The sequence below is a fragment of the Streptomyces sp. NPDC111507 genome, assembly GCF_055638955.1.
The window spans coordinates 825836-852331 of sequence record NZ_JBVKBU010000002.1 but is presented as its reverse complement, the minus strand read 5'-3'; the positions used below and the strand labels follow the sequence as shown (position 1 = coordinate 852331).

Annotated in this window: 26 protein-coding genes; 22 read left to right on the top strand and 4 right to left on the bottom strand. The window is 71.6% G+C overall.

The window, feature by feature from the left end; genetic code table 11:
- The first annotated feature begins 157 nt into the window (after positions 1 to 157).
- The 8 genes from ACZ7M2_RS11310 (at position 158) to tsaE (ending at position 8183) form a co-directional block, all read left to right on the top strand.
- On the top strand, positions 158 to 802 hold the full coding sequence (locus tag ACZ7M2_RS11310; protein WP_471595031.1) for an RNA polymerase sigma factor: 645 nt from the start codon (positions 158 to 160) through the stop codon (positions 800 to 802).
- Positions 799 to 2052, top strand: coding sequence for a CU044_5270 family protein (locus tag ACZ7M2_RS11305; RefSeq protein WP_471595030.1), 1254 nt, complete (start codon positions 799 to 801; stop codon positions 2050 to 2052). The genes ACZ7M2_RS11310 and ACZ7M2_RS11305 overlap by 4 nt, the downstream gene beginning before the upstream one ends.
- 64 nt (positions 2053 to 2116) lie before the next feature.
- Positions 2117 to 2488, top strand: coding sequence for a holo-ACP synthase (locus tag ACZ7M2_RS11300; protein ID WP_060895278.1), 372 nt, complete (start codon positions 2117 to 2119; stop codon positions 2486 to 2488).
- A 61-nt stretch (positions 2489 to 2549) separates the two neighbouring features.
- A complete protein-coding gene (locus tag ACZ7M2_RS11295; RefSeq protein ID WP_471595029.1) occupies positions 2550 to 3989 on the top strand; it encodes an NAD(P)H-hydrate dehydratase in 1440 nt (479 codons plus the stop codon).
- A gap of 204 nt (positions 3990 to 4193) precedes the next feature.
- Entirely contained in the window at positions 4194 to 5087 is an 894-nt protein-coding gene (locus ACZ7M2_RS11290; RefSeq protein WP_471595231.1) for a L,D-transpeptidase family protein, read from the top strand.
- A gap of 46 nt (positions 5088 to 5133) precedes the next feature.
- On the top strand, positions 5134 to 6288 hold the full coding sequence (alr, locus tag ACZ7M2_RS11285; RefSeq protein ID WP_471595028.1) for an alanine racemase: 1155 nt from the start codon (positions 5134 to 5136) through the stop codon (positions 6286 to 6288).
- A gap of 157 nt (positions 6289 to 6445) precedes the next feature.
- A complete protein-coding gene (locus ACZ7M2_RS11280) occupies positions 6446 to 7684 on the top strand; it encodes an alpha/beta fold hydrolase (protein ID WP_067367025.1) in 1239 nt (412 codons plus the stop codon).
- Positions 7650 to 8183, top strand: a complete 534-nt coding sequence (tsaE, locus tag ACZ7M2_RS11275; protein ID WP_471595027.1) for a tRNA (adenosine(37)-N6)-threonylcarbamoyltransferase complex ATPase subunit type 1 TsaE — start codon at positions 7650 to 7652, stop codon at positions 8181 to 8183. The genes ACZ7M2_RS11280 and tsaE overlap by 35 nt, the downstream gene beginning before the upstream one ends.
- Positions 8184 to 8296: 113 nt before the next feature.
- On the opposite strand, the gene ACZ7M2_RS11270 is transcribed toward tsaE, so the two are convergent.
- Positions 8297 to 8452 (bottom strand): hypothetical protein, encoded by a 156-nt coding sequence (locus tag ACZ7M2_RS11270; RefSeq protein WP_352050530.1) that lies wholly within the window; start codon positions 8450 to 8452, stop codon positions 8297 to 8299.
- 132 nt (positions 8453 to 8584) lie between these two features.
- Complete coding sequence (locus ACZ7M2_RS11265; protein WP_471595026.1) at positions 8585 to 9136, bottom strand: hypothetical protein; 552 nt, start codon at positions 9134 to 9136, stop codon at positions 8585 to 8587.
- 122 nt (positions 9137 to 9258) lie between these two features.
- Here ACZ7M2_RS11265 and tsaB point away from each other — a divergent pair, with 122 nt between their 5' ends.
- The 12 genes from tsaB to ACZ7M2_RS11205 all read left to right on the top strand — a co-directional run bounded on the left by tsaB (position 9259) and on the right by ACZ7M2_RS11205 (position 22566).
- On the top strand, positions 9259 to 9921 hold the full coding sequence (gene tsaB / locus ACZ7M2_RS11260) for a tRNA (adenosine(37)-N6)-threonylcarbamoyltransferase complex dimerization subunit type 1 TsaB (protein ID WP_471595025.1): 663 nt from the start codon (positions 9259 to 9261) through the stop codon (positions 9919 to 9921).
- A 17-nt stretch (positions 9922 to 9938) separates the two neighbouring features.
- Positions 9939 to 10445 carry a ribosomal protein S18-alanine N-acetyltransferase gene (gene rimI / locus ACZ7M2_RS11255; RefSeq protein ID WP_060895788.1) on the top strand — a complete coding sequence of 169 codons (507 nt, stop codon included), beginning with the start codon at positions 9939 to 9941 and terminating at the stop codon, positions 10443 to 10445.
- Positions 10438 to 11547, top strand: coding sequence for a tRNA (adenosine(37)-N6)-threonylcarbamoyltransferase complex transferase subunit TsaD (tsaD, locus tag ACZ7M2_RS11250; RefSeq protein WP_471595024.1), 1110 nt, complete (start codon positions 10438 to 10440; stop codon positions 11545 to 11547). The genes rimI and tsaD overlap by 8 nt, the downstream gene beginning before the upstream one ends.
- Positions 11544 to 11795: a hypothetical protein gene (locus tag ACZ7M2_RS11245; RefSeq protein ID WP_471595023.1), complete on the top strand. Its 252-nt coding sequence runs from the start codon at positions 11544 to 11546 to the stop codon at positions 11793 to 11795. Before tsaD ends, ACZ7M2_RS11245 begins: the two co-directional genes overlap by 4 nt.
- 100 nt (positions 11796 to 11895) lie before the next feature.
- A complete protein-coding gene (locus ACZ7M2_RS11240; protein ID WP_388118542.1) occupies positions 11896 to 12936 on the top strand; it encodes a LacI family DNA-binding transcriptional regulator in 1041 nt (346 codons plus the stop codon).
- Positions 12937 to 13220: 284 nt separating this feature from the next.
- Positions 13221 to 14531, top strand: coding sequence for an extracellular solute-binding protein (locus ACZ7M2_RS11235; RefSeq protein WP_471595022.1), 1311 nt, complete (start codon positions 13221 to 13223; stop codon positions 14529 to 14531).
- A gap of 9 nt (positions 14532 to 14540) precedes the next feature.
- Complete coding sequence (locus ACZ7M2_RS11230; RefSeq protein ID WP_471595021.1) at positions 14541 to 15560, top strand: carbohydrate ABC transporter permease; 1020 nt, start codon at positions 14541 to 14543, stop codon at positions 15558 to 15560.
- A gap of 104 nt (positions 15561 to 15664) precedes the next feature.
- Positions 15665 to 16429 (top strand): carbohydrate ABC transporter permease, encoded by a 765-nt coding sequence (locus ACZ7M2_RS11225; RefSeq protein WP_471595230.1) that lies wholly within the window; start codon positions 15665 to 15667, stop codon positions 16427 to 16429.
- 42 nt (positions 16430 to 16471) lie between these two features.
- Positions 16472 to 18697: a beta-xylosidase/alpha-l-arabinosidase gene (locus ACZ7M2_RS11220; RefSeq protein ID WP_471595020.1), complete on the top strand. Its 2226-nt coding sequence runs from the start codon at positions 16472 to 16474 to the stop codon at positions 18695 to 18697.
- Positions 18698 to 18809: 112 nt separating this feature from the next.
- Positions 18810 to 19916 (top strand): LacI family DNA-binding transcriptional regulator, encoded by a 1107-nt coding sequence (locus ACZ7M2_RS11215; RefSeq protein ID WP_471595019.1) that lies wholly within the window; start codon positions 18810 to 18812, stop codon positions 19914 to 19916.
- Positions 19917 to 20003: 87 nt separating this feature from the next.
- The gene (locus tag ACZ7M2_RS11210; RefSeq protein ID WP_471595018.1) at positions 20004 to 21359 is read left to right on the top strand and encodes a glycoside hydrolase family 10 protein; all 1356 of its coding nucleotides are present in this window, start codon (positions 20004 to 20006) and stop codon (positions 21357 to 21359) included.
- A 196-nt stretch (positions 21360 to 21555) separates the two neighbouring features.
- Positions 21556 to 22566, top strand: a complete 1011-nt coding sequence (locus ACZ7M2_RS11205) for an LCP family protein (protein ID WP_471595229.1) — start codon at positions 21556 to 21558, stop codon at positions 22564 to 22566.
- Here the strand turns inward: ACZ7M2_RS11205 and ACZ7M2_RS11200 are convergent.
- Positions 22559 to 23164 carry a class I SAM-dependent methyltransferase gene (locus tag ACZ7M2_RS11200; protein ID WP_471595017.1) on the bottom strand — a complete coding sequence of 202 codons (606 nt, stop codon included), beginning with the start codon at positions 23162 to 23164 and terminating at the stop codon, positions 22559 to 22561. The genes ACZ7M2_RS11205 and ACZ7M2_RS11200 overlap by 8 nt on opposite strands.
- 157 nt (positions 23165 to 23321) lie before the next feature.
- On the opposite strand from ACZ7M2_RS11200, the gene ACZ7M2_RS11195 reads away from it, so the two are divergent.
- Entirely contained in the window at positions 23322 to 23678 is a 357-nt protein-coding gene (locus ACZ7M2_RS11195) for a YciI family protein (RefSeq protein WP_060901481.1), read from the top strand.
- A gap of 45 nt (positions 23679 to 23723) precedes the next feature.
- Positions 23724 to 25091 carry an RNA polymerase sigma factor gene (locus ACZ7M2_RS11190; RefSeq protein WP_471595016.1) on the top strand — a complete coding sequence of 456 codons (1368 nt, stop codon included), beginning with the start codon at positions 23724 to 23726 and terminating at the stop codon, positions 25089 to 25091.
- A gap of 171 nt (positions 25092 to 25262) precedes the next feature.
- Here ACZ7M2_RS11190 and ACZ7M2_RS11185 read toward each other — a convergent pair whose 3' ends face one another.
- Entirely contained in the window at positions 25263 to 26450 is a 1188-nt protein-coding gene (locus tag ACZ7M2_RS11185) for a class I SAM-dependent methyltransferase (protein ID WP_471595015.1), read from the bottom strand.
- Positions 26451 to 26496 lie beyond the last annotated feature (46 nt).

Below are 26496 nucleotides of genomic sequence, written 5' to 3'. Positions count from 1 at the left end.
CTGCGGCCGTTCCCGCTCCTTCGGTATCGGGCACCCCTCGCCTCTCCTCTCTCCTCGGCGTGACGCGGACCACACCGCATGAATTTCGACTCGCCCTGTAAGAAGTGGGCCGTCACGCGCATTGCTTGGTGAGAGAGCCGACATGAGGGGATGGCGTGTGACACATGCCCAACGCTTCAAGGATGTCTACGAGGAGTGCTATCCGCGCGTCCTCGCCTATGCCACGAGTCTGGTGGGCCGGCAGGTAGGCGAGGACATCACGAGCGAGACGTTCACCGTCGCCTGGCGGCGCGTGCGGGACATTCCGCAACCCGCGCTGCCCTGGCTCCTGGGAGTGGCCCGCAACCTGGTGCGCGAACTGCGCCGCCGCGACAGCCACCAGTACGCCATCGCCGCCCAGGAGGCCCAGCGCATCAGCAGCGGTGCCCGGAGCGACGTCGGTGACGTCGCGGCGGACGTGACCGACCGGGAAGCCGCGTTGCAGGCCCTGGCGGGTCTGTCCGACGCCGACCGGGAGCTGCTGACCCTGATCGCCTGGCACGGGCTGAGTCCCAAGCAGGCGGCACGGGTCCTGGGCTGCACCATCGCGACGCTGACCGTCCGGCTGCACCGGGCCCGCCGCCGTCTGGAGAAGGCCCTGGAGGCGGTCTCCCTGGAGGCGATGTCCCCGGCGGAGACGGCGTCCGTAGCGCCTGCGCAAGCCCCGCCCGCACCAGCGCCCCCCGCACCAGCGCAGGCCGCGCAAGTGCCACCCGCTCGGAACCCGCACCGCAGCACCGATCGCAAAGGAGCACTCACATGAAGAACACCCCCGCACGGTCCGGGCGGCCCGACGTCCTGAGGGTGCTCGCGGACGCCCGGCCCGACGAACTCGACCCGGCGCGGCTGGCCGACTCCCCGCGGCAGCACGACGACCTGGCACGCATCCTGGCCGGAGCGACGGACCGTCGAGCGGCACGCTCCCAGGAACCGCGGCGCCTGTGGGCCGGGATCCGGCCGCTCGGGACCGTCGTGGCCGTGGCGGCGGTCGCGGCGTCCGTGGTGGTCGTGAGCACGCTCGACGGGCAGGATCCTTCAGGTGTGCGCGCGAGCGCCCACCCGCGGTCCCCGGCCGCCACGGCGGGGTCGGCCTCGGCGGCGTCGCAGGGCCGTGCCGACGTCCAGGTCGACGGCCGCCTCGAACTGCTCAGCGTGGCGAAGAAGGCGGAGACACCGGCAGCCGAGGGAACGTACTGGCAGACCGCCACGCGCTCGGAGGACGTGAACGTCGTCGGCGCGAAGGGACAGCTCTTCGCCGTGCGCACCACGTCGACCGGCGAGTGGTCGGTGGGTGTGCGCCCGGGAACCCGGAGCCTGATGGTCTCCGGTCTGGACAACGTGACCGCACCCCGCACCGAGGCGGACAAGGCGCGCTGGCGGGCCGCGGGCTCGCCCGCCACGGTGCAGGCCGAGGCCTCGACAGCGGCCGGACAGGGCACGCTGGGGTACAGGATCGGAACCGGGCGGCCGATGGTCATGCGGACGAACGCCGGCGACAAGATCTACGCCCTCGGCCCGCGGAACGTCTCGTACCAGGATCTGCGCGAACTCCCTTCCAGTAGTGGGGAGTTGCGCCGTCAGCTGGAGAAGCTGTACGAGGAGGACAGCAGCGGTGCCGAGACCGGCGGCGGCCGCACGGCCTCGGTGCTGCGCCAGGCGGCCGACCTCATCACGATGCCGGTGAAGCCCGCCGTACGGGCGGCCGCGTACCGGGTGCTCGCGGACCTGCCCGGCGTCCGGGGGCTCGGGCGTGTCACCGATCCACTGGGGCGTGAGGGCGTCGGTGTCGCGTTCCCCGGTACGGCGCGGACCCCGCTGGGGAGCGTGCAGCAGCGGCTGGTCGTGGACCCGTCCACCGGCGCGATGCTCTGCGAGCAGAGCGTGCTGGTCGAACCATCGGCCAGGGCCCGGGAGGCGGGTCTCGACGCGGGTACGACGGTGAACTACGAGGCGACGACACGGATGAGCTGGGGCGAGCACCAGATCACCGTGCCGAAGAACGCCGAGCACTGAGCTCGCGCAATCAACGCCGAGAGGTCGGCACGTCGGCGGCCGTCCGGCCCATAGGGTGCTGGGCATGAGCATCATCGGGGTCGGTATCGACGTGGCCGAGATCGACCGGTTCCTGGCGGCGCTGGAGCGTACGCCGGGGCTGGCCCATCGGCTCTTCCTGGATCAGGAGTTGCACCTGCCGAACGGGGAGCGCCGCGGCATCGCGTCCCTGGCCGCGCGCTTCGCCGCGAAGGAGGCGGTCGCCAAGGCGCTGGGCGCTCCGGCGGGCATGCACTGGACGGACGCGGAGGTCTACGTCGAGGACAGCGGCCGGCCACGACTGCGGGTGACGGGGACGGTGGCGGCGCGCGCGGCCGAACTGGGCGTCCGCTCGTGGCATGTGTCGCTGAGCCATGACGCGGGGGTGGCCTCGGCCGTGGTGGTGGCAGAGGGGTAGGGCGGGGGAGGGGCCGGCGGCCGGGGCGGCGCGGTGAGCGCGCGTACGGGAGACTCGACCCATGCGTACTGCGTACAGCGTGGAGACGGTCAGGGCGGCAGAGCGTGAGCTGATGGCGCGGCTTGCGGAAGGTGCGCTGATGCAGCGCGCCGCGGCCGGACTGGCCGCTGCCTGCGCGGACTTGCTGGGACGGGTGTACGGCAGCCGGATCGTGCTGCTCGTGGGCAGCGGGGACAACGGGGGCGACGCCCTGTACGCCGGGGCCCGGCTGGCGCGGCGGGGGGCGGGGGTCACCGCCGTGCTGCTCGTGCCCGAACGGACGCACGGCGCGGGCCTGGCCGCGCTGCGGCGGGCCGGGGGCACGGTCGCCGGGTCCGGCGCCGCCGAGGAGTTGATCCTGCGGGCCGACCTCGTCGTGGACGGGATCGTCGGCATCGGGGGCAAGGGCGGGCTGCGGCCCGAGGCGGTGCCGCTGGCCCAGTACGCGGCGGACTCCCGGGCGGCCGTGGTCGCCGTGGACCTGCCGAGCGGGATCGAGGCCGACACGGGAGAGGTCCTGGGCACCGCCGTCCGCGCCGATCTGACGGTGACCTTCGGGACGCACAAGCCCGGGCTGCTCATCGCCCCGGGGCGCGAGTACGCCGGTTCGGTACGCCTCGTCGACATCGGGCTCGAACTGCCCGAGGAGGCCGAACTGGAGGCCCTTCAGCACGCGGACGTGGCGGCGCGGCTGCCGGTGCCCGGGGCCGAGAGCGACAAGTACCGGCGTGGGGTCGTCGGGATCGCGGCCGGGTCCGCGCGGTATCCGGGCGCCGCCGTGCTCGCCGTGTCCGGCGCGTTGCGGGGTGGGGCGGGGGCGGTGCGCTACGTCGGGCCCGCGGCGGATGCCGTGATCTCCCGCTTTCCCGAGACGCTCGTGTCGGACCAGGGGCCCGCACGGGCCGGGCGGGTCCAGGCATGGGTGGCGGGGCCCGGGGTCGGGGACGACGCGTCGGCGGTGGCGCAGGTGCTCGAGGCGGATGTGCCGGTGCTGGTGGACGCGGACGGGCTGCGGCTCGCGGACCGGTCCGCCGTACGGGCCCGTACCGCGCCCACGCTGATGACTCCGCATGCCGGGGAGGCGGCGGCGTTGCTCGGGGTCTCGCGGGAGTCGGTCGAGGCGGCTCGGCTGGCTTCGGCGCGGGAGTTGGCGCTTCGGTACGGGGCGACCGTGCTGCTGAAGGGGTCGACGACTCTGGTCGCCGATCCGGGGGGCGGTGCGGTGCGGGTGAATCCGACGGGGACGGCGTGGCTGGCCACGGCCGGGAGCGGGGACGTGCTGTCGGGGCTTGCGGGGTCGTTGCTCGCGGCCGGGTTGTCGGCGTTGGACGCGGGGAGTGTGGGCGCGTATCTGCATGGGCTGGCGGGGAGGCTCGCGGCGGACGGGGCGCCCTTGGGGGCGCATGACGTCGCGGCGGCGATTCCGGAGGCCTGGCGGGACGTCTGCGACGGGGTTCGCTGAACCCGGGTTCCTTGCCCCCGCCGCCCCTACCCGTCCCATCCGTACCTGAGGGCTCCGCCCCCGGACCCCCGGGTTGCGGGTGGGTGGGGGCTTGTCGCGCAGTTCCCCGCGCCCCTTATGCGGCGCTGCGTTGCCCATTACGGGGGACCCCGTCCGCGCGGCTCACCCCCGCTCGCCCCAGGGTTGCGTATCGCTGGTCGCATGATGATGAGCAGACGAATGAGATGCGGGAGCGTGGGGGTGCTCCTCGCGCTGCTGGTGGTGATGCCGGTGGAGGGGGCGGCGGCGCAGGCCGGGCCCCCGGCGCCCGGGCCGGGAAGCGAGCTGGTGCCCGGCGTGCGGCCGGGGCCCCAGCAGCCGTGGCAGGTGGACACGCCGGACCAGATGCTGCCGCCCAAGGTGTACACACCGAGTGCGCAGGAGGACGCCGTCGAGCCGAGGGACGCGCCCGCGCAGACGGACGCGCTCATCGAGTACGTCCCCCTCAGTGAGGCCGTCGCGGGCAAGTCCGTGACGTGCACCAAGCTGACCGGGCCGTACCAGCGGCAGGTCGAGCGGTGGCTGAAGCTGAAGGTCGACGGGAAGCAGTCGGCGGGCGACTGCGCCGCCATCCGGGCGTTCCAGACGAAGCAGGGGATCAAGCCGAACACCGGCTACGCCGGCCCCGTCACCTGGGCCCGGATGCAGCTGCTGTCCGCGAAGAAGAACCCGAACGCGGCCGGGAAGTGTCCCGTGCGGTCGTACCGCGTCGCGTGCGTGGACCTGCCCCGGCAGCTCACCTGGGTGCAGAAGGGGAAGAAGGTGCTGTGGGGACCGGTGCCGATGCGCAGCGGGCGGGCCGGGTACCGGACCAGGACCGGCTGGTTCAAGGTCTACTGGAAGCACAAGAACCACTGGTCGACGCTGTACAACAGCCCGATGCCGTACAGCCAGTTCTTCAGCGGCGGACAGGCCTTCCACGCCATCTACGGCAGTGTCTACGACCCGAACGGCTCGTGGGGCTGCGTCAATCTGCGCCTCGCCGACGCCCGCTCCCTGTGGAACGTCACCAAGACGAACGACCACGTGTACGTGTGGGGCCGCAGGGCCGGCACCTGACCGTCCTCCGGGGGCCCTCGGGCCCCTCTGAGACACTGGGGGCGCGATGAACGACACAGCACCCCTGCGCGCCCGCGCAGAGATCGACCTGGCCGCCCTGCGAGCCAACGTGCGGACCCTGCGTGCCCACGCGCCGTCCGCGGCCTTGATGGCCGTGGTCAAGTCCGACGCGTACGGCCACGGGGCGGTCCCGTGCGCCCGCGCCGCACTGGAGGCGGGCGCCACCTGGCTCGGCACCGCCACTCCCGAGGAGGCCCTCGCCCTGCGCGCGGCCGGCCTGACCGACAGCCGGATCATGTGCTGGCTGTGGACGCCGGGCGGGCCGTGGCGGGAGGCCGTCGAGGCCGACCTCGACGTGTCGGTGAGCGGGATGTGGGCCCTGCGGGAGGTCACCGCCGCGGCCGAGGCGGCCGGGACGGCCGCCCGGGTCCAGCTCAAGGCCGACACCGGGCTCGGGCGCGGCGGCTGCCAGCCCGCCGACTGGCCCGAACTCGTGCGCGAGGCACTGCGCGCCGAGGAACGCGGGCTGATCGACATCACCGGTCTGTGGTCGCACTTCGCCTGCGCCGACGAACCCGGGCATCCCTCCATCCGTGCCCAACTGGACCGTTTCCGCGAGATGGTGACGTACGCCGAGGAGCGGGGCGTGCGCCCCGAGGTGCGGCACATCGCGAACTCGCCGGCCACGCTGACCCTCCCCGAGAGCCACTTCGACCTCGTACGGACGGGGATCGCGGTCTACGGCATCTCGCCCAGCCCGGAGATCGGCACCCCGGCCGATTTCGGGCTGCGCCCGGTGATGACGCTGAGCGCGTCCCTCGCGCTGGTGAAGCACGTACCGGGGGGCCACGGGGTCAGTTACGGACATCACTACGTCACCGCGGGTGCCACCACCCTCGGCCTCGTCCCCGTCGGCTACGCGGACGGCGTGCCGCGCCACGCCTCCGGCACCGGACCGGTGCTGGTGGGCGGCAAGTGGCGGACGGTGGCGGGACGGGTCGCGATGGACCAGTTCGTGGTCGACCTGGGCGGGGACGAGCCGGTGCCCGGTTCGGAGGCGATCCTGTTCGGTCCGGGCGACCGGGGCGAGCCGACCGCCGAGGACTGGGCGCGAGCGGCGGGGACGATCGCGTACGAAATCGTCACCCGGATCGGAACCCGAGTGCCGCGCGTATACGTGAATAAGGAACAAGGCGGGTAACCCACAAGGAGTACAGGGGGTGCCCCGCGCAGGACAACAGGGCAACAGGACATAGTTGCACCATCAGCGGTACCTCCGGCACCACCCTCAGCACGACCGGCACCACCCCAGCACGACCTTCTGAAGTGAACGACATCCCGGCGAAGAGGAGCGGTACGTGAGCGAGAGCAGCGCGGAGGCCGTCACGGACGTCGCCGCGGCGGCCGTCGCCTCCGCCGCCGGGAACTGGCGCAAGGCCGGTATCGCCGGCGTCGCCATAGGCGTGGTGGCCGCGGGCGCCGCCGCCGGAGTCGCCATAGAGCGGCTGACGGTGGGCCGCGGCATGCGCAACAAGGCCCGCCTCGCACTCGACTCGACGGGCCCGTACGGCTCGCTGCGCGGCACGCCGGGCAAGGCGTACGCCGACGACGGCACCGAGCTGTACTACGAGGTGGACGACATCGAGCAGGATGTGACGTTCACCCCGCGCCGGCGCCGGCTCTTCGGGCGCAAGGCCCCGGCCCCCGTCACCGTCGTCTTCAGCCACGGGTACTGCCTCAACCAGGACTCCTGGCACTTCCAGCGGGCCGCGCTGCGCGGGGTGGTGCGCACGGTGCACTGGGACCAGCGCAGTCACGGCCGCTCCGGGCGCGGGGTCGCGCAGACGAAGGACGGCACGCCCGTCTCCATCGACCAGCTGGGCCAGGACCTGAAGGCCGTCATCGACGCGGCCGTGCCCGAGGGGCCGATCGTGCTGGTGGGGCACTCCATGGGCGGGATGACCGTCATGGCGCTGGCGGACCGGTATCCGGACCTCGTCCGCGAACGGGTCGTCGCGGTCGCGCTCGTCGGTACGTCGTCCGGGCGGCTCGGCGAGGTCAACTTCGGGCTGCCCGTCGCGGGCGTCAACGCGGTGCGCCGGGTGCTTCCCGGGGTGCTGAAGGCGCTCGGTCAGCAGGCCGCCCTGGTGGAGCGGGGGCGGCGGGCCACGGCCGACCTGTTCGCGGGGATCATCAAGCGGTACTCGTTCGCGTCCCGGGACGTCGACCCGGCCATCGTGCGGTTCGCCGAACGGATGATCGAGGGCACTCCGATCGACGTCGTCGCGGAGTTCTACCCGGCGTTCACCGAGCACGACAAGACCGAGGCCCTCGCGTACTTCGCCGAACTGCCGGTGCTGGTGCTGGCCGGGGTCGGCGACATGGTGACACCGAGTGAGCACAGCGAGGCGATCGCGGACCTGCTGCCGGACGCCGAACTGGTGCTCGTCCCGGACGCCGGGCATCTGGTCATGCTGGAGCACCCCGAGGTGGTCATAGACCGTCTCGCCGACCTTCTGATGCGCGCGGGCGCCGTCCCGGCAGGGGCTACCGTGGGTGGCTATGGAAGCACCAGCAGCAGCGCACAACCCGGCTGAGCCCGCCGCCGAGGGCGTGAACGTCCGGATCACCGTCAACTCGCCAGAACAGATGCGGGAGTTGGGCCTTCACCTGGCCAAGCTGCTGCGCGCGGGCGATCTCGTGATGCTGAACGGGGAGCTCGGCGCGGGCAAGACGACGCTGACCCGCGGCCTCGGCGAGGGGCTCGGCGTACGGGGCGCGGTCACCTCGCCTACCTTCGTCATCGCCCGGGTGCACCCCTCCCTCGGTGACGGTCCGCCGCTCGTGCACGTGGACGCGTACCGGCTGGGCGGGGGGCTCGACGAGATGGAGGACCTCGACCTCGACGTGTCACTCTCCGACTCGGTGATCGTCGTGGAGTGGGGCGAGGGCAAGGTCGAGGAGCTCACCGACGACCGGCTCGACGTCGTCATCCACCGGGCCGTCGGTGACACCACGGACGAGGTACGGCACGTCACGATCACCGGGCTCGGGGAGCGCTGGGCGACGACCGATCTGAGCGTGCTCGCGGCTTGATCACCCTGGGTGAGGGTTCCGGGGACGTGAAGGTTCCGACAAGTCGTCGGCAAGATGTTGCGTTCGGTGTCCCGGCCGTGGTCACATGGACCTCAGTCCGTAGTTAGGTCTACCTAACCACGCTTGCCCCCGAATCCCCAGGAGGCGTCCATGTCGGCTTCGGAACGTGACGTGTCGGTGCAGCAGCCGTGCGGTGGGGTGTCGATGCGGGATCTCCTGGCGTCGTGTGCGGCGGCCGACGCGGTGTCCAGGCCGCCTCGGGCGCCCATGCCGGAGGCTCCGCGTGCGGAGGCGCGGCCGCGCAAAGCCGCGTGAGCGCTCCGCGGGGGCGTGGATTTTCGGGTGCGGGCCCGGTGGGGGCTGATCGCGCAGTTCCCCGCGCCCCTTCGGGGCGCCGACAGTTACCGGATGACGATTACCTTCACGCCGATCGTTGCGAAGTTCCACATCGCGGTGCCGTTCTTGCGGGACTCCCGGATACCGCCGAGTTTCTTGGTGGAGTCGGGGGAGCCCGTGGAGCCGTCTATGGCGGAGCTGAAGCCGATCGCCACGCCGTCCACGACGGCGAAACGGACGACGTGCTCGATCTGGGCGCCGTCCGATCCGGTGACGGCCTTGGAGCGAGAGGTGACGGCGTAGGTGCCGACCGCCGGGTCCACCGTGCCGGGGGTGATCTTGAAGGTGAGCTCGGTCCTGTTGTTCGCGGTGACCAGCCACACGCGGTCGTCGTCGACCGAGTAGACGACCCGCTCACCCCTGCCCGAGGCGGTCGGCAGCGCCACTGGGTTCTTCTTGTCCCGGGGAGCCTTCGTGGTGGGGACCTTGGACGCGCCCGCGGAGGGCTTGCTCAGGGTGTCGGGCACGTTCGCGGACGCCTGGTAGGCGAGGAAGCCGACCACCGCGACAGCCGCCGCGGTGAGCCCGGCCACGAATCCCGAGCTGTTCCTAGCCACCTTGTGTACCCGCCTCTCGTACCGCGTTCGTGTCCATTACGTCCTTTGTGGTGACGGTAGCAGCCGCCGCCCCGCAGACCGGGACGGCCGTGCGTCCCGCTCGGGCGCCGTAGGCTGTTTGCGTGCTCTTGCTCGCTCTGGATACCGCCACCCCCGCCGTGACCGTCGCCCTGCACGACGGCACGTCCGTCATCGCCTCGTCGAGCCAGGTGGACGCGCGCCGGCACGGAGAGCTGCTGCTGCCGGCCGTCGACCGGGTGCTCGCCGAGGCAGGCCTCAAGCTGGACGCCGTCACCGGCATCGTCGTGGGCGTAGGCCCCGGCCCGTACACGGGGCTGCGCGTCGGCCTCATGACCGCCGACACCTTCGGCCTCGTGCTCGGCGTGCCCGTGCACGGCCTGTGCACCCTCGACGGGCTCGCGTACGCCGCCGACGGCACCGGCGTCGAGGGCCCGTTCGTCGTCGCGACGGACGCCCGGCGCAAGGAGGTGTACTGGGCGCTGTACGACGACCCCCGTACGCGTGCCTCCGCGCCCACCGTCGACCGGCCCGCCGACATCGCCGGGACGGTCGCCGGTCTGCCCGCCGTGGGCGCGGGTGCGCTGCTCTATCCCGACACCTTCCCGGACGCCCGTGCTCCCGAGCATGTCCCGGCGGGCGCGCTCGCGTCCCTGGCCGCGGAGAAACTCGCCGCGGGCGAGGAGCTGGAGGCGCCCCGGCCGCTCTACCTGCGCCGCCCGGACGCCCAGGTGCCCAAGAACTACAAGGTGGTCACCCCGAAGTGACCGCCGAGCTGCGCGAGATGCGCTGGTGGGACATCGATCCCGTACTGGAGCTGGAGAAGGACCTCTTCCCCGAGGACGCCTGGTCGCGGGGGATGTTCTGGTCCGAGCTGGCCCACGCCCGGGGGCCCGGGGCGACGCGCCGGTACGTGGTGGCGACCGAGAGCGGCCGACTCGTCGGATACGCCGGGCTCGCCGCCTCCGGTGACCTGGGCGACGTACAGACCATCGCCGTACGACGTGATCAGTGGGGCACCGGCCTCGGCGCCCGGCTGCTGACCGAGCTGCTGCGGGCCGCGACCGCGTTCGAGTGCGCCGAGGTCATGCTCGAGTGCCGCGTGGACAACGTCCGCGCGCAGAAGCTGTACGAGCGCTTCGGCTTCGAGCCCATCGGCTTCCGCCGTGGCTACTACCAGCCGGGCAACGTCGACGCCCTGGTCATGCGGATGCGCACCGCGTCCGACAGCGGCTCCGCCCCGGGTTCACCCTCAGTAAACGGCGTACAAGGAACAGAGAGCAATGGCTGACGAACCGCTGGTCCTGGGTATCGAGACCTCCTGCGACGAGACCGGCGTCGGCATCGTCCGCGGCAACACGCTGCTCGCGGACGCCGTCGCGTCCAGCGTCGACGAGCACGCCCGTTTCGGCGGCGTCGTGCCCGAGGTCGCCTCCCGTGCCCACCTGGAGGCGATGGTGCCGACCATCGACCGGGCGCTCAAGGACGCGGGGGTGAGCGCCAGGGACCTGGACGGCATCGCGGTCACCGCGGGGCCCGGGCTGGCCGGCGCGCTGCTGGTCGGGGTCTCGGCGGCGAAGGCGTACGCCTACGCGCTGGGCAAGCCCCTGTACGGCGTCAACCACCTCGCCTCCCACATCTGCGTGGACCAGCTGGAGCACGGCCCGCTGCCGGAGCCGACGATGGCCCTGCTGGTCTCCGGCGGTCACTCCTCGCTGCTGCTGTCGACCGACATCACCTCGGACGTCCGCCCGCTGGGCGCGACCATCGACGACGCGGCCGGCGAGGCCTTCGACAAGATCGCGCGTGTGCTGAACCTGGGCTTCCCCGGCGGTCCGGTCATCGACCGGTACGCGCGCGAGGGCGACCCCTCGGCGATCGCGTTCCCGCGCGGCCTGACCGGTCCGCGCGACCCGGCGTACGACTTCTCCTTCTCCGGGCTGAAGACGTCCGTTGCCCGCTGGATCGAGGCCAAGCGGGCGGCGGGTGAGGAGGTGCCGGTGCGTGACGTGTCGGCCTCCTTCCAGGAGGCGGTCGTCGACGTGCTGACCCGCAAGGCCGTACGGGCCTGCAAGGACGAGGGCGTCGACCACCTGATGATCGGCGGTGGCGTGGCCGCCAACTCACGGCTGCGGGCGCTGGCCCAGGAGCGCTGCGAGGCCGCGGGGATCCGGCTGCGGGTGCCGCGGCCGAAGCTGTGCACGGACAACGGGGCGATGGTGGCCGCGCTGGGCGCGGAGATGGTCTCCCGGAACCGGGCCGCCTCCGACTGGGACCTGTCGGCCGACTCCTCGCTGCCGGTGACGGACCCGCATGTGCCCGGTCGTTCGCACGAGCACGGCCACGATCACGATCACGTGCACGAGGTCTCCAAGGAGAACCTGTACTCGTGACCGTCGCGTTGATGTGGGAGGCGCGGGCCGTCCCCGGGCGGGGCGACGAGCTGCTCGCCTGGGTGCGGAGACAGGAGCTGGCGAGCGAGCCGCTGCGACGGGAGGTCCTGCGCGCACCGCAGGACCGGGTGCTCGTCATCACCTGGTGGGACGCGGCCTACGACGCCGATCTCCCCGAACTCCCCGAGCCGGACGGGGAGTTGGTGACCCGGGCGGTCCATCGGTGGCGGTTCGAGTCGGTCTCCTGACGTCTTCGTCCCCGGCTGGGCTTCACGCCGACCTCGCTTTTCCGGAAGACTCCTGCAAAGTTTCGTCCGTGGGTGTGGAACGGTAGAGGGGCGGTTCGACGTGTCGACGGAGGTGGGCGCAGTGGCCCGGGAGAGCATCAAGAACAAGGTGACGATCACCGAGATCGCCCGGCAGGCCGGCGTCTCGGTGCCCACCGTGTCGCGTGTCGTCAACGGTCGCTCCGACGTGTCGCCGGAGACCCGGGCCCGCATCGAGGACCTGCTGCGGCGACACGGCTACCAGCGCAAATCGTCCGCACCCGGTGACCGGGCGGCCCTCATCGACCTGGTCTTCAACGACCTCGACAGCCCCTGGGCCGTGGAGATCATCCGGGGGGTCGAGGAGGTCGCGCACGCCTCCGGAGTGGGCACGGTGGTGTCCGCCATCCACGGTGCGTCGGGCTCGGCGCGGCAGTGGATGACCAATCTGCGCGCCCGTGCCTCGGACGGCGTGATCCTCGTGACCTCGGTCCTCGAACCCCGGTTGCACGAGGAGTTGCGGCGGCTCGGGGTGCCGCTGGTCGTGATCGATCCGGCGGGGTCCCCGACCCTCGACGTGCCGACCGTCGGCGCCGCCAACTGGGCGGGCGGGATGGCGGCGACGGAGCATCTGCTCGGGCTCGGGCACCGGCGGATCGGCTTTGTCGCCGGGCCCGTGCGGTTGCTGTGCTCGCGGGCGCGGCTCGACGGGTACCGGGCGGCGCTGGACGGCGCGGGGGTCGCGGTCGACGACGCGCTGATCGTGCCGGGGGACTTCTACCATCAGGCCGGCTTCGACGGCTGCAACACGCTGCTCGACCTGGAGGAACCGCCGACCGCCGTGTTCGCGGCGAGTGACCAGATGGCGCTCGGGGCGATCGAGGCGTTGCGGCGGCGAGGGATGCGGGTGCCCGAGGACATGAGTGTCGTCGGGTTCGACGACCTGCCGGAGGTCCGGTGGTCGGCGCCGCCGCTCACGACGGTGCGGCAGCCGCTCGCGGACATGGGGAAGCTGGCCACGCGCACGGTGCTGCGACTGGCCCTTGGCGAGGACCCGGTTTCTCCGCGGGTTGAGTTGGCGACCGAGTTGGTCGTGCGGGCGAGTACGGCGCGACGGGGTTGACGGCGGCCCCATGGGCGGGGGCTTGAGGTTGTTCCGGGGCTGCGGGCCGGTGGGGGTCGGCCGCGCCCCGCGGCGGAGCCGCTGATGTACACAGCCCCGCGCCCCTTCGGGCGCGCCGGCATCAGCGCCCCTTCAGGGGCGCGGGGAACTGCGCGACCAGCCACGAACCACTCGCGGCCAAAGAACTTCCGATATTTGTCAGGGGCGTTGACACGGCTGTCCCGCACCCGTAACTTCCGGCGCACTCGGCCGATAATTATCGGCTCTCTTCCGGAAGGTGTGCGATGCGAGCGTTGGGCAACACCTACACCTCTTTCTCCCGCCGGAGGTTCCTGGCGGCATCCGCGGCGACCGGACTGGGCGCGGCCGCCCTGAGCGCGTGCGGTTCCTCCGACAGCGGGAACAGTTCGGGCAAGACCACGATCGAGTGGTGGAACATCACCACCACCGACCCGGCGAAGAAGCTGTGGGCCCAGCGCGCCAAGGACTTCGAGGCCGCGCACCCGGACGTGAAGGTCAAGATCGTCACGCTGGAGAACGAGGCGTACAAGTCCAAGATGACCGCGCTGACCACCTCCGGGAAACTGCCGGACATCTTCCACACCTGGGGCGGCGGAGTCCTCAAGCAGCAGATCGACGCGGGTCTGGTCGAGGACCTGACGGACAAGGTCTCCCCGTGGACGACGAACTTCGTGCCCGCCGCGATGTCGGCCTACCAGTTCGACAGCAAGACGTACGCCGTCCCGTTCGACATCGGCATGGTCGGCTTCTGGTACAACAAGGCGCTCTTCAAGAAGGCCAAGATCACCACCCCGCCCACCACCTGGTCCGGCTACCTCGACGCCGTCAAGGCCCTCAAGAGCGCCGGGATCACGCCCATCGCGCTGGCCGGCAAGGAGAAGTGGCCCGGCATGTACTACTGGGCGTACCTGTCGATGCGCGTCGCCGGACTGGAGGCGATGCAGAAGGCCGCCACCGACGCCGACTTCACCGGCGCCGGGTTCGTCACGGCCGGCCAGCACCTCAAGGACCTCGTCGCGCTCGAACCCTTCCAGAAGGGTTTCCTCGGCGGGGCCTACTCCGACCCCAACGGTGAGGCGGCCCTGATGGGCAACGGCAAGGCGGCCATGGAGCTGATGGGCCAGTGGGCGCCGAGCGTCGAGAAGTCCTCCGGCAAGGGCCTCGGCGCCGATCTCGGCTTCTTCTCCTTCCCCTCCGTGGAGGGCGGAAAGGGCGCGCTCACCGAGGTGTTCGGCGGGGGCGGCGGCCACGCGGTGCGCAAGGGGGCGCCGGACGCGGCGGTGGAGTTCCTGAAGTTCTTCGCGGAGAAGCAGTTCGCCGAGACCCTCGTCAAGGAGACCGGCCTGATACCGGTGTCCAAGGACGCGCGCCCCGCGCTGACCGACCCCAACCTCACCGCCGTGTCGGACGCCCTGAACAACGCCACCGGCTTCCAGCTCTACCTCGACCAGGCCTACGCCCCCGCCGTCGGCCAGGAGATCAACGACAGCGTCGCCGCGCTCATCGCCGGCTCCAAGTCGCCCGAGCAGGTCACGCGTTCGGTGACCCAGGTCGCCAAGAGCGAGAAGAGCTAGCGGCCGGCGATGACGCACTCGACCTCGACCTCGACCGCGTCGACGTATGTGCCCGATCTCGGCAAGTCGACCGGCGCGACGCCGCTGCCGACGGCGGGCACGAGAAACCGTCGGCCCGTCCTGCGCCGACTGCGCGACTGGCTTACCGGGTTCGTGTTCACGGTGCCCGCCCTCACTCTGTTCGGGCTGCTGGTGCTGGCGCCCATGGGCTACGCGATCTACGTCAGCTTCTTCAACTGGGGCGGTTTCGGGTCGCCTTCGGACTTCCAGGGTCTCGACAACTACACGCGGCTCTTCAAGGACCCCGTGTTCCTCGGGGACCTGTGGCGCGGCGGACTGCTCATCGGCTTCTCAATCGCCCTTCAACTGCCGTTCGCGCTGGCCATGGCCGTGTTGCTCAACCAGAAGCTGCGCGGCCGGGCGGTCTACCGGATGCTGTTCTTCGCGCCGTACATCCTGTCCGAAGTCATCACCGGCGTGCTGTTCGGCATGATCTTCGCGCCGGGGCAGGGACTGGCCGACAAGGTCCTCGACGCGGTGGGGCTGAGCAGCCTCGGCGGCGACTGGTTCGCGGGCTCGCACACCGTCCTGCCGACCCTCTTCCTCGTCATGACCTGGAAGTACTTCGGCTTCCACATGATGCTCTACCTGGCCGGCCTGCAGGGCATCCCGGCCGAGCTGCATGAGGCGGCGCGCATCGACGGTGCCGGCACCTGGCAGCGCTTCCGCCACATCACGCTGCCGCTGCTGGCCCCGACCATCCGGATCAGCGCGTTCCTGTCGGTCATCTTCTCCATCCAGCTCTTCGACCTGGTCTGGGTGATCACCACGGGCGGCCCCGACCACGCCTCGGAGACGATGGCGATCTCCATGTTCCAGTACGGCTTCAAGCGCTATCAGATGGGCTACGCGAGCGCCATCAGCGTCGTGATGTTCCTGATCGCCCTCGTCTTCGCCCTCGCCTACCAGCGCTTCGTGCTGCGCCGTGACACCGAAGGAGCCATCACCAACATGCGAGCGAACCGATGAGCGCGCCGACGGATGTGCGCACGAGTGTGCCGAAGGCCGTGCTGCGGCGCCGGCGGCTGCGCACCGTGCCGGTGTACGTGATCCTCTGGCTGGTAGGCGTCTTCATGGTCACCCCGCTCCTGTACGCCCTCCTCTCCGGCTTCAAGTCCACCGACCAGCTCTCGAGCAATCCCTTCGGGCTGCCTTCGCCGTGGGTGACCTCCAATTACACCTCCCTGCTCGGTTCGGCGGCCTTCTGGCGGTCCATCGGCAGCAGCACACTGATCGCAGTGGGCACCACCGTGCTCACGGTTGCGACGGCCGCGCTGGCCGCGTTCGGGCTCGCCCGGTTCGCCTTCCGTGGACGGGAGTTGGTGTTCACCCTCTTCACGTTGGGCCTGATGTTCCCCTTCGCGGTGGCGATCCTGCCGCTGTTCATCCTGCTGCGCACCTTCGGGCTGCTGGACAACCCCTGGGGCGTGATCCTTCCCGAGGCGGCCTTCGGCCTGCCGTTGACGATCGTCATCCTGCGCGGCTTCTTCCGGGAGATCCCCGGCGAACTGGAGGAGGCCGCCACCCTCGACGGCTGCTCCCCGTTCGGCTTCTTCTGGCGCATCCTGCTGCCGCTGGCCCGACCGGCGCTCGGCACCGTTTCCGTCCTTGCCATCGTCGGCAGCTGGAACCAGTTCCTGCTCCCCCTGCTCGTCTTCAGCGAACCCACCTGGTGGACGGTCCCCGTCGGCATCCAGCAGTTCCAGGGCCAGTACGCCTCCGACGCGGCCCGCATCTTCGCGTATCTGGTCCTCGCCATGGCGCCCGCCCTGGCCTTCTACGCGGTCGCCGAACGACAGCTGATCGGCGGCATCACGCTCGGCGCGACCAAGGGCTGAGCACCAGCCTCTCCAGATGCCCCTGTGGATGTGAGGAGTTACATGACCGACCCCTGGCAGGACACCGCTCTGCCCGCAGGCGTCCGCGCCGCCGACCTGCTCGCCCGTATGACCACGGAAGAGAAAGTCGCCCAGCTCTACAGCGTGTGGCCCGGCTCGAACGAGACCCCGGGCCGGGACATGGCGCCGCTGCAGCACGCCCTGTCCGAGGACATCGACCTGACGCGGCTGCTCCCGCACGGGCTCGGCCAGCTGACCCGCCCCTTCGGCACCGCGCCGGTCGACCCGGCCGAGGGCGCCGCCCGCCTCGCCTCCCTCCAGGAACGCATCCGCTCCGCGAACCGCTTCCGGCTGCCGGCGCTCGCGCACGAGGAATGCCTCACCGGGTTCACGGCCTGGCGGGCGACCGTCTTCCCGACCCCGCTCGCCTGGGGCGCCAGCTTCGACCCGGGCCTGGTGAAGGAGATGGCGGCGGCGATCGGCGCCTCGATGCGCTCGGTCGGCGTCCACCAGGGCCTCGCCCCGGTCCTCGACGTCGTACGCGATCCCCGCTGGGGCCGTACGGAGGAGTCGATCGGCGAGGACCCCTACCTCGTGGCGACCGTCGGCACCGCCTATGTCCAGGGCCTGGAGTCGGCGGGTGTCGTCGCCACCCTCAAGCACTTCGCCGGCTACTCGGCCTCCCGGGGCGCCCGCAACCACGCGCCCGCCTCGCTCGGCCCGCGCGAACTGGCGGACGTCATCCTGCCACCGTTCGAGATGGCCGTACGGGAGGGCGGGGCGCGGTCGGTGATGGCCTCGTACAACGACCTCGACGGGCTGCCCGCCCACGCGCACCGCCGACTGCTCACCGAACTCCTGCGGGAGGAATGGCAGTTCACCGGCACGGTCGTGGCCGACTACTTCGGGGTGTCCTTCCTGGAGACCGCGCACGGACTCACCGACTCGCCCGCGGGGGCCGCCGGGCTCGCGCTCGCGGCGGGCGTGGACGTCGAGCTGCCCGCCGTGCGCTGCTACGGCGCCGGGCCCCTCGACGAGGAGTTCGTGGACCGGGCCGCGCTGCGGGTGCTGACGCAGAAGTGCGAACTGGGGCTGCTGGACCCCGACTGGGCACCGCCCGCCGACTCCGCTTCCGCCGATCTCGATCCGCCGCACATGCGGGCGCTGGCCCGGCAGCTGGCGGAGGAGTCGGTCGTCCTGCTGGCCAACGGGGGGATGTTGCCGCTGGCGTCCGGGGTGCGGCGGATCGCCGTGCTCGGCCCGCTCGCCGACGATCCCGCGGCCATGCTCGGCTGCTACACCTTCCCCCGCCATGTCCTCCTCGACCACCCCGAGGTCGAGATGGGGGTGGGCGTGCCGACGCTGCTGGAGGCACTGCGCGCCGAGCTGCCGGACGTGGAGGTCACCGACGATCCGGTGGCCGCCGACGTGTGTGTGGTCGCGGTCGGCGACCGCTCGGGGCTGTTCGGGCGGGGCACCTCGGGCGAGGGGTGCGACGCGGCCGATCTCGAACTGCCCGAGGGGCAGGGAGAGCTGGTCGACAAGACGCTGGCCTCCGGGACACCGGTCGTGCTGGTGCTGCTGTCGGGGCGGCCGTACGCGCTCGGGCGCTGGGCGGACCGGTGCGCGGCGGTGGTCCAGGCGTTCTTCGCGGGACAGGAGGGAGGTCCCGCGGTGGCCGGGGTGCTGTCCGGGCGGGTCAACCCGTCGGGGCGGCTCCCGGTGAGCGTGCCGCGCGAGCGGGCCGGGCAGCCGTGGACGTATCTCGCCCCGCCGCTCGGACAGCGAGGCGAGGCCAGCAACCTCGACCCGACGCCGCTGTTCCCCTTCGGACACGGGCTGTCGTACACGACGTACGACTGGCAGGCGCCGTCGGTCGACGACACCGCGTTCCCGACGGACGGCGAGACGACCCTGCGGCTGACCGTCCGCAACACGGGGGAGCGGGCCGGTACCGAGGTCGTGCAGCTCTATCTCCACGACCCGGTCGGCAAGGTGGCGCGGCCGGTGGCCAGGCTGGTGGGCTACGCGCGGGTGCCGCTGGAGGCGGGCGCGTCGGCAGAGGCGCACTTCACGGTCCCGGCGGACCTGGCCGCGTACACCGGCCCGGACGGTGACCGGATCGTCGAACCGGGGGAGCTGGAGCTGCGGTTGGGGGCGTCCAGCGCCGAGGGCGAGGTGCGGTACGCGGTACCGGTGACGCTGACCGGGCCCGAGCGGGTGGTGGGCCGGGAGCGGCGGATGCGGTGCGAGGTGCGCGTGAAGTGAGCCGTCGGCTCCCGCGGTGGCCGAATGTTTCTCGCCAGTCTCCGAATGTTAAGGACCTTACCGAGGTCGGAGAGGGGTCGCCCGGCGTGCACCCGGGGATACGATCGCGCCCATGAATCCCGCGAAGCCCGTGGAGAAGCGGATGGCGGACCGTTCCTCGGGGACCGCGACCCTCGCCGAGATCGCCCGCGAGGCCGGCGTCTCCGCGCCGACTGTTTCGAAGGTGCTCAACGGCCGGGCCGACGTCGCCCCGGCCACCCGCACCCGGGTGGAGGAGCTGCTGCGCGCGTACGGCTACCGGCGCCGCCGGGCCGAGGCGACCCGCTCGCCCCTCATCGACGTGGTCTTCCACGAGTTGGAGAGCGCCTGGGCGATGGAGGTGATCCGGGGCGTCGAGAACGTGGCGCGGGACGAGGGGCTGAGCGTCGTCCTCTCGGAGAGCGCGGGACGGCTGACCCCCGGGCGGACCTGGGCCGACCAGGTCGCCGCCCGTCGCCCGCACGGCGTGATCCTCGTCCTGTCCCGGCTGGACGAGTCCCAGCGCGCGCTGCTGACCAGCAGGTCCATCCCGTTCGTGGTGATGGACCCGGCGGGCGACCCGGGCGACGACGTGCCGTCCATCGGCGCCACCAACTGGCACGGCGGGCTGGCCGCGACCCGCCATCTCGTCGACCTGGGGCACCGGCGGATCGGCGCGATCAGCGGGCCCTCGCGGATGATGTGCAGCCGCGCCCGGGTCGACGGATACCGGGCGGCGCTGGAGACGGCGGGACTGCCCGTGGACCAGGAGCTGATCCGAGTCGGGAACTTCCACCATGAGGACGGCTACCGGCTGGGCCTCGACCTGCTGCGCCGCCCCGACCGCCCGACGGCTGTCTTCACCGGCAACGACCTCCAGGCGCTCGGCCTGTACGAGGCCGCCCGCGAGCTGGGTCTGCGCATCCCGGAGGACCTGAGCGTCGTGGGGTTCGACGATCTGCCGGTGGCCCGCTGGGTCGGGCCGCCGCTGACGACCGTACGGCAGCCGCTGACGGAGATGGCGGAGGCGGCGGCCAAGCTGGTGCTGGAGCTGGAGCTGGGGCGCGAGGAGCGGCCGGCGGCGGGGGTGGGGGTCCCCCCTGGCCGAGCGAAGCCGAGACCTTGGGGGAGGGTGGAGCTGGCGACGAGTCTGGTGGTGCGCAGCAGTACGGGGGCGGCTCCGACGGTCGGCCTGGCGTGAAGTGGACGTATTGACGAGTGGGACATCCCGCCCCACACTCCTCCGAAGCCAGTCGGTTGCAAGACCGAAACTTTCGGAGGCACCCGCATGAGATCTCTGAGAACAGGCTTATCCCTGGGGTCCGTCCTCACCGGCATCGCCGCCCTCGGCGCCCTGCTGGTCGCGGCCCCCGCCGCCCACGCGGCCGACACCCCGCTGCGCGACCTCGCCGCCGCCCAGGGCAAGGTGATCGGCACCGCCGTCACCGGGTCCAAGCTGACGGGGACGTACGGCGACATCGCCGGCGCCCAGTTCAACTCGCTCACTCCTGGCAACGCCATGAAGTGGGAGACCGTCGAGCCCACCCAGGGCACCTACAACTGGGCCGAGGCCGACCAGATCGTGGCCTTCGCGCAGGCTCACAACCAGCAGGTACGCGGCCACACACTGGTCTGGCACAGCCAGAACCCGAGCTGGCTGACGAACGGCACCTGGACGTCCGCCCAGCTCGGCTCGCTGCTCCAGGACCACATCACCACCGAGGTCACCCGCTACAAGGGCAAGCTGGCCGCCTGGGACGTGGTGAACGAGCCCTTCAACGAGGACGGCACCTACCGCTCGACCCTCTGGTACAACGGCCTCGGCTCCGACTACATCGCCCAGGCCCTGACCTGGGCGCACGCGGCCGACCCGAGCGCCAAGCTCTACATCAACGACTACAACGTCGAGGGCGTCAACGCCAAGAGCACCGCCCTCTACAACCTGGTCAAGTCGCTGAAGGAGCGCGGCGTCCCGATCGACGGGGTCGGTCTCCAGGCCCACCTCATCCTCGGCCAGGTGCCGTCCACGCTCCAGCAGAACATCCAGCGCTTCGCCGACCTCGGCGTCGACGTGGCGGTCACGGAGCTCGACATCCGTATGCAACTCCCCTCCGACAGCGCGAAGCTGACGCAGCAGGCCGCCGACTACAAGTCCGTGATCGACGCGTGCGTGGCGGTGTTCCGGTGCTACGGCGTCACCGTCTGGGGCTTCACCGACTCCGACTCCTGGATCCCGGACGTCTTCTCCGGCTACGGCGCGGCGACCCCGTACGACGAGAACTACCTGCCGAAACCGGCGTACTACGCGATCGCGGGCTCACTGGGCGGGACCACGACACCACCGCCCACGGGGGCCTGCACGGCGACGTACAGCGTTCAGAGCCAGTGGAACACCGGGTTCACGGGGCAGGTGAGGATCGCCTGTTCCGGGGCCGCGCTGTCGTCGTGGAAGGTGAACTGGACGTACGGCGCGGGCCAGCGGATCACCCAGGCCTGGAACGCCGACTGCACCCAGTCCGGTGCGGCGGTGACGTGCGCGAACGCCTCCTACAACGGAACGGTACCGAACGGCGGATCAGTGACGTTCGGGTTCAACGCGTCATGGAGCGGGAGCAATCCGGTGCCCACGGTGACGCTGGGCTGAGGGCGACGTGAGAAGTCTTAGATTTTCCGAAGGAAACCCCAGAAGAGGTTCCTGCTCGTAATAATTCGGACTTACGTTCCTCCGCGTGACTGCAGAAGAGGAGCGCGGGGGCAGACGTGGGGCCGGGCGCGGGGACGAGGTCGAGAGCGGGGACGGGAACGAGGGCGCCGCGAGACGTGCCGGACGGCGGAGAGGTCTGCTGAAGGCCGCCGGCATCACGCTCGCCGGCGTCCTCGTGCTCTCCGCGGCGGGGGCGGGCTGGGTCTACTGGCATCTGAACCAGAACATCAAGAGCGTGGACATCAACAGCGCGCTGGGCGACGACCGTCCGGCGAAGGCGGTGTCGGCCCCGTCCCCGTCCGCGTCCGCGTCCGCGTCCGCCTCGGCCGCCCCGCTGCCGAGCGGCGCCGTGAACATCCTGGTCCTCGGCTCCGACTCGCGCAGCGGGAAGGCGAACGCCGCGCTCGGCGGCGGTGACAGCTCGGGCGCCCGTTCCGACACGGCGATGGTCGTCCACATCGACGAGGGCCGCACCGAGGCGACGGTGGTGAGCATTCCCCGGGACACCCTGGTGACCCGCCCGTCGTGCCCGACCGCGTCCGGCGGGGCGACCTCGGTGGCGTACAACGCGATGTTCAACAGCGCGTACTCGGTGGGCGGTCCGGTCTGCGCGGTGAAGACCGTCGAGTCCCTCACCGACGTCCGCATGGACCACTACATCGAGATCGACTTCTCCGGCTTCGCGAAGCTGGTGGACGCGCTCGGCGGCGTCACGGTGACGACGGACCAGAACATCGACGACGACAAGAGCCATCTGCACCTGAAGGCGGGCACGCACCACCTGGGCGGCACCCAGGCCCTGGCGCTGGCCCGCACCCGGCACGGCATAGGCGACGGCAGCGACCTCGGCCGCATAGGCCTCCAGCAGAAGCTGGTGAAGGCACTGCTGGAACAGATGGCGTCGACGTCCCTGCTGACCGACCCCACCAAGCTCTACAAAGTCGCCGACGCCGTCACCGGCAGTCTGACGACGGACACGGGGCTCGACTCGCTCGGCGAACTGATGAAGCTCGGCCAGAGCCTGAAGTCCCTCTCCTCCGACAAGGTCAAGACGATCACCATGCCGGTGGTGACGGCTCCGTCGAACCCCAACCGGGTAGTGGCCGACGAGCCGGAGGCGAGCGACTTGTGGGCCTCGCTCAAGTGACCCGGTCGACCCCGCCGACCCGGTACGTCAACAGATAACGCCAGTAGAGGAGTTGGCGGACGCGGGAGCCGGGCAGCAGCCGGTCCGCCTCGCTCCGGACGTCCGCCAGCGACATCCGCGGCTCGCGCACCGGCGCCCGCAGGGGCACGGCCTCCTCTCCGCGCAGCCGCTCACCCATCGCCACCCTCGCCCGTGCCACCGCATGGGCGGGCACGGCGGCTAGATCCCACCAGGTGATCCCCGCGTAGCAGCCCAGCACCAGCAGCACCCCGCCGGGCGCGAGCGCCTCCCGGAACCTGGTCACCGTGCCGAACGGCATGTGGTGCAGGCTCGCCAGACAGGTGATGACGTCGTAGTGCCCCTTCGGCAGCCCGGCGGAGGCCACGTCCGTCCGCCGGAACCGGGGGCCACCGCCGATCCGCCGCGCCGCGGCGATCACCTCGGCGGACGGATCGACGGCGTCGACCTCATAGCCGCGCGCCGCCATCCGTCGCGCGAAACCCCCGGTGCCACATCCGACGTCGAGGGCGATGCGCCCGTGCTCCGGTAACTTCCGCAGCAGCATCCGGTGGTAGTGATCGTTGTGGTCGAAGGGCATAGGAGGACCCTGCCCACACGGAGCCCGGGGCAGCGCCCGGCGAGAAAGTTCAAAGAATTTCGGGGACGGTGTCGAAACAGGTGTCTCCCGTTCGACGCACGGGTGAGAGGCAGGGAGAAGCCCCGCCTCCGAGGCACCACGGACACGAGGAGTCACCATGCCGCGTTATCTGTCGCTGGTCCAGATCGACGAGAGCACCGCGCCCGCCGAGGGCCCGAGCCCGGAGCTGATGCAGCGGATGGGCGAGCTGATCGAGGAGATCACCAAGGCGGGGGTCATGCTCGACACCGCCGGACTGACGCCGTCCGCCCAGGGGAAGCGGGTGCACTGGTCGGGCGGGCAGCTGTCCGTCACCGACGGGCCCTTCACCGAGTCCAAGGAGGTCGTCGGCGGCTACGCGCTCATGCAGTGCAAGGACATGGCCGAGGCCCTGGAGTGGACCAAGCGGTTCCTGAAGGTGCACGAGGAGCACTGGACGGTGACCTGCGAGGTGCGGGAGATCGCCGAGGGCTGAGCGGCTCCTTGGTCTGCGGCCGTCGCGGGTGTCTGATGGTGGGTTGTGGAAGAGCAACAGCCCACCGTCACGCCCGTCACGCAGCCCGTCGCGTCCGGGGCCACCGGAGGTGCCGACGAGGCCGACGAGACCGTCGGAGCCGTCGAAGCCGTCGAAGCCGTCGAGACGATCTTCCGGATCGAGTCGCCCCGCGTCATCGCGGGCGTCTCCCGCATCGTCGGCGACGTCGGCATCGCCGAGGAGCTCGCGCAGGACGCCCTGGTCGCGGCGCTGGAGCAGTGGCCGCGGGAGGGCGTCCCGGACAACCCGGGCGCCTGGCTGACGACCACGGCCAAGCGCCGCGCGATCGATCTCGTACGCCGCCGGGAGAGTTACGCGCGCAAGCTGGCGGAGGTGGGGCGGGACCTCTCTGTGACCGCCCCGCACCACCTCGACGAACCCTCCGACCCGGACGACATCGACGACGACCTGCTGCGGCTCGTCTTCACCGCCTGCCACCCCGTCCTCTCCGCCGAGGCCCGCATCGCCCTCACCCTGCGCCTGGTCGGCGGTCTGACCACCCCCGAGATCGCCCGCGCCTTCCTCGCCCCGGAGGCGACCGTCGCCCAGCGCATCGTGCGCGCCAAGCGGACCCTGGCGACGAAGGGCGTCCCCTTCGAGGTCCCCTACGGCCCGGACCGCGAGGCGCGCCTCGGGTCCGTGCTCGAGGTCATCTACCTGGTCTTCAACGAGGGATACGCGGCCACGGCGGGCGACGACCTGCTGCGCCCCGCCCTGTGCGAGGACGCGCTGCGACTGGCCCGCGTGCTCGCCGAGTTGATGCCCAAAGAGCCCGAATTGCACGGTCTTGTGTCCCTGTTGGAGCTCCAGGAGTCCCGCGCCGCCGCCCGCACCGGCCCCTCGGGCGAGCCCGTCCTCCTCAAGGACCAGAACCGGCGCCGCTGGAACCGCCTGCTGATCCGCCGCGGCTTCGCCGCCCTCGGCCGGGCGAGCGCCGTCACCACCGGACCCCCTGGCCCGTACGCCCTCCAGGCCGCCATCGCCGCCTGTCACGCCCAGGTGTACGCGTACGAGGACACGGACTGGCCGCGGATCGCCACCCTGTACGGGCTGCTGGCGACCCGTTCCCCGTCTCCCGTGGTCGAGCTGAACCGTGCCGTCGCCGTCTCCATGGCCGAGGGCCCCGCCCCGGCGCTGGAGATCGTCGACCGGCTGGTCGGCGAACCGGCCCTGCGCGACTACCACCTGCTGCCCAGCGTCCGAGGCGACCTGCTGGCCCGCCTCGGCCGTACGAAGGAGGCCCGCGCGGAGTTCGAACGAGCCGCGGGCCTGGCCCGCAACGAACGGGAACGCGAGCTGCTGGAGACGAGGGCGCGGGACTGTCGCCGGGCCGGTCCGCCGGACAGGCTCTAGGTCCTGTCGTCAAATTCCCGTCGTCCGCCCGAAGGGCGGGCCCGGCGGCGTCAGGAGTGCTCTCGGCGTGCCGGGCACAGGCCCTCGTACTGGATGTACTCGGGTCTGTGCCCGGTGCGGCGCGAGTGCGTGCATGGCGTCGCAGGGCAGACGGGAATTTGACGACAGGGCCTAGGAGGCGTGCCGCTGGGCCGGGTGGCCGAGCAGCATCGTCGGTGCCCCCGCGACCCTGGTCAGGAAGACGGTGGCCGAGTGGGGGCCGTGCGACTTGGGCAGGGCCTTCTTGCGGAGTTCCTCCGGTTCGACGGCCGACCCCCGCTTCTTCACCGTCAGTACCCCGACCCCCCGCTCCCGCAGCAGCGCCTTCAACTTCTTGACGTTGAAGGGAAGTCGGTCGGTGATCTCGTAGGCGGCGGCGTACGGCGTCGGGCGCAGCTCGTCCGCCGTGATGTACGCGATCGTCTCGTCGACCAGGCCGCCGTCGACTTCCTCGGCGACCTCGGCGACCAGATGGGCGCGGATGACGGCGCCGTCGGGCTCGTACAGGTAGCGCCCGACCTCTCGTACCGCGGGGTCGGGCAGGCCGCGGCCGCGCAGCTCGCGCGGGCCGGGCAGCAGGGTGGCCCGCACCAGCCCCGGCTCGGTGCCGAACCACAGCACCGCTTCCTTCACGTCACCGGCGTCCGAGATCCACTCGGCCTCGGCCTCGGCGGGGACCGCCTCGTGGGGGATGCCAGGGGCGATCTTCAGGGCGGCGAGCGGGGCCTTCAGAGCGGCCGCGATCGCCCAGGAGAGCGGGGGCGAGTACGCCTCCGGGTCGAAGATCCGGCCGCGTCCACCGCGCCGCGCCGGGTCCACGAAGACCGCGTCGTACGTCTCCGTGCCGACCTCGGTGACATCGGCCTCGCGCACCTCGATCAGGTCGGCGAGCCCGAGCGCCTCGGCGTTCGCGCGCGCCACCGCCACCGTCAGCGGGTCGCGGTCGACGGCGAGGACGCGGATCCCGGCACGGGCCAGCGCGATCGCGTCGCCGCCGATGCCGGAGCACAGATCGGCGACCGAGCGCACCCCCAGGGATCGCAGCCGCCGCGCACGATGGGTGGCGACCGTGGTGCGCGTCGACTGCTCGACCCCGTTCGGGGTGAAGTACATCCGCTCCGCGTCCTCGGCGCCGAACTTCGCCGCCGCCCGCTGCCGCAGCCGCGCCTGCCCGAGTGCGGCCGAGACCAGTTCGGCCGGGTGGTCGCGGCGCAGCCGGGTGGCGACGGCCAGCTCCTGGGCCGGTTCGGTGCCGCGCACCTCGTCGAGCAGGGCGTGGCCCTCGGGGGTGAGGAGAGAGGCGAAGGAGACGTCGTTCACCGGCCCATTGTCGGTCAGCGCGGGTGGGTGTGGGCCAGTCGGTGGA

What these genes read in the sequence shown, in the direction of transcription:
- rimI (WP_060895788.1), top strand. Translation starts at nt 9,939, where the DNA reads ATGCGCTGGTGGGACATCGATCCCGTACTGGAGCTGGAGAAGGACCTC.
- ACZ7M2_RS11220 (WP_471595020.1), top strand. Translation starts at nt 16,472, where the DNA reads ATGACCGACCCCTGGCAGGACACCGCTCTGCCCGCAGGCGTCCGCGCC.
- tsaE (WP_471595027.1), top strand. Translation starts at nt 7,650, where the DNA reads ATGGAAGCACCAGCAGCAGCGCACAACCCGGCTGAGCCCGCCGCCGAG.
- ACZ7M2_RS11215 (WP_471595019.1), top strand. Translation starts at nt 18,810, where the DNA reads ATGAATCCCGCGAAGCCCGTGGAGAAGCGGATGGCGGACCGTTCCTCG.
- ACZ7M2_RS11290 (WP_471595231.1), top strand. Translation starts at nt 4,194, where the DNA reads ATGATGAGCAGACGAATGAGATGCGGGAGCGTGGGGGTGCTCCTCGCG.
- ACZ7M2_RS11230 (WP_471595021.1), top strand. Translation starts at nt 14,541, where the DNA reads ATGACGCACTCGACCTCGACCTCGACCGCGTCGACGTATGTGCCCGAT.
- ACZ7M2_RS11295 (WP_471595029.1), top strand. Translation starts at nt 2,550, where the DNA reads ATGCGTACTGCGTACAGCGTGGAGACGGTCAGGGCGGCAGAGCGTGAG.
- ACZ7M2_RS11195 (WP_060901481.1), top strand. Translation starts at nt 23,322, where the DNA reads ATGCCGCGTTATCTGTCGCTGGTCCAGATCGACGAGAGCACCGCGCCC.
- alr (WP_471595028.1), top strand. Translation starts at nt 5,134, where the DNA reads ATGAACGACACAGCACCCCTGCGCGCCCGCGCAGAGATCGACCTGGCC.
- ACZ7M2_RS11270 (WP_352050530.1), bottom strand. Translation starts at nt 8,452, where the DNA reads ATGGGCGCCCGAGGCGGCCTGGACACCGCGTCGGCCGCCGCACACGAC.
- tsaD (WP_471595024.1), top strand. Translation starts at nt 10,438, where the DNA reads ATGGCTGACGAACCGCTGGTCCTGGGTATCGAGACCTCCTGCGACGAG.
- ACZ7M2_RS11305 (WP_471595030.1), top strand. Translation starts at nt 799, where the DNA reads ATGAAGAACACCCCCGCACGGTCCGGGCGGCCCGACGTCCTGAGGGTG.
- ACZ7M2_RS11200 (WP_471595017.1), bottom strand. Translation starts at nt 23,164, where the DNA reads ATGCCCTTCGACCACAACGATCACTACCACCGGATGCTGCTGCGGAAG.
- ACZ7M2_RS11235 (WP_471595022.1), top strand. Translation starts at nt 13,221, where the DNA reads ATGCGAGCGTTGGGCAACACCTACACCTCTTTCTCCCGCCGGAGGTTC.
- ACZ7M2_RS11210 (WP_471595018.1), top strand. Translation starts at nt 20,004, where the DNA reads ATGAGATCTCTGAGAACAGGCTTATCCCTGGGGTCCGTCCTCACCGGC.
- ACZ7M2_RS11300 (WP_060895278.1), top strand. Translation starts at nt 2,117, where the DNA reads ATGAGCATCATCGGGGTCGGTATCGACGTGGCCGAGATCGACCGGTTC.
- ACZ7M2_RS11225 (WP_471595230.1), top strand. Translation starts at nt 15,665, where the DNA reads ATGGTCACCCCGCTCCTGTACGCCCTCCTCTCCGGCTTCAAGTCCACC.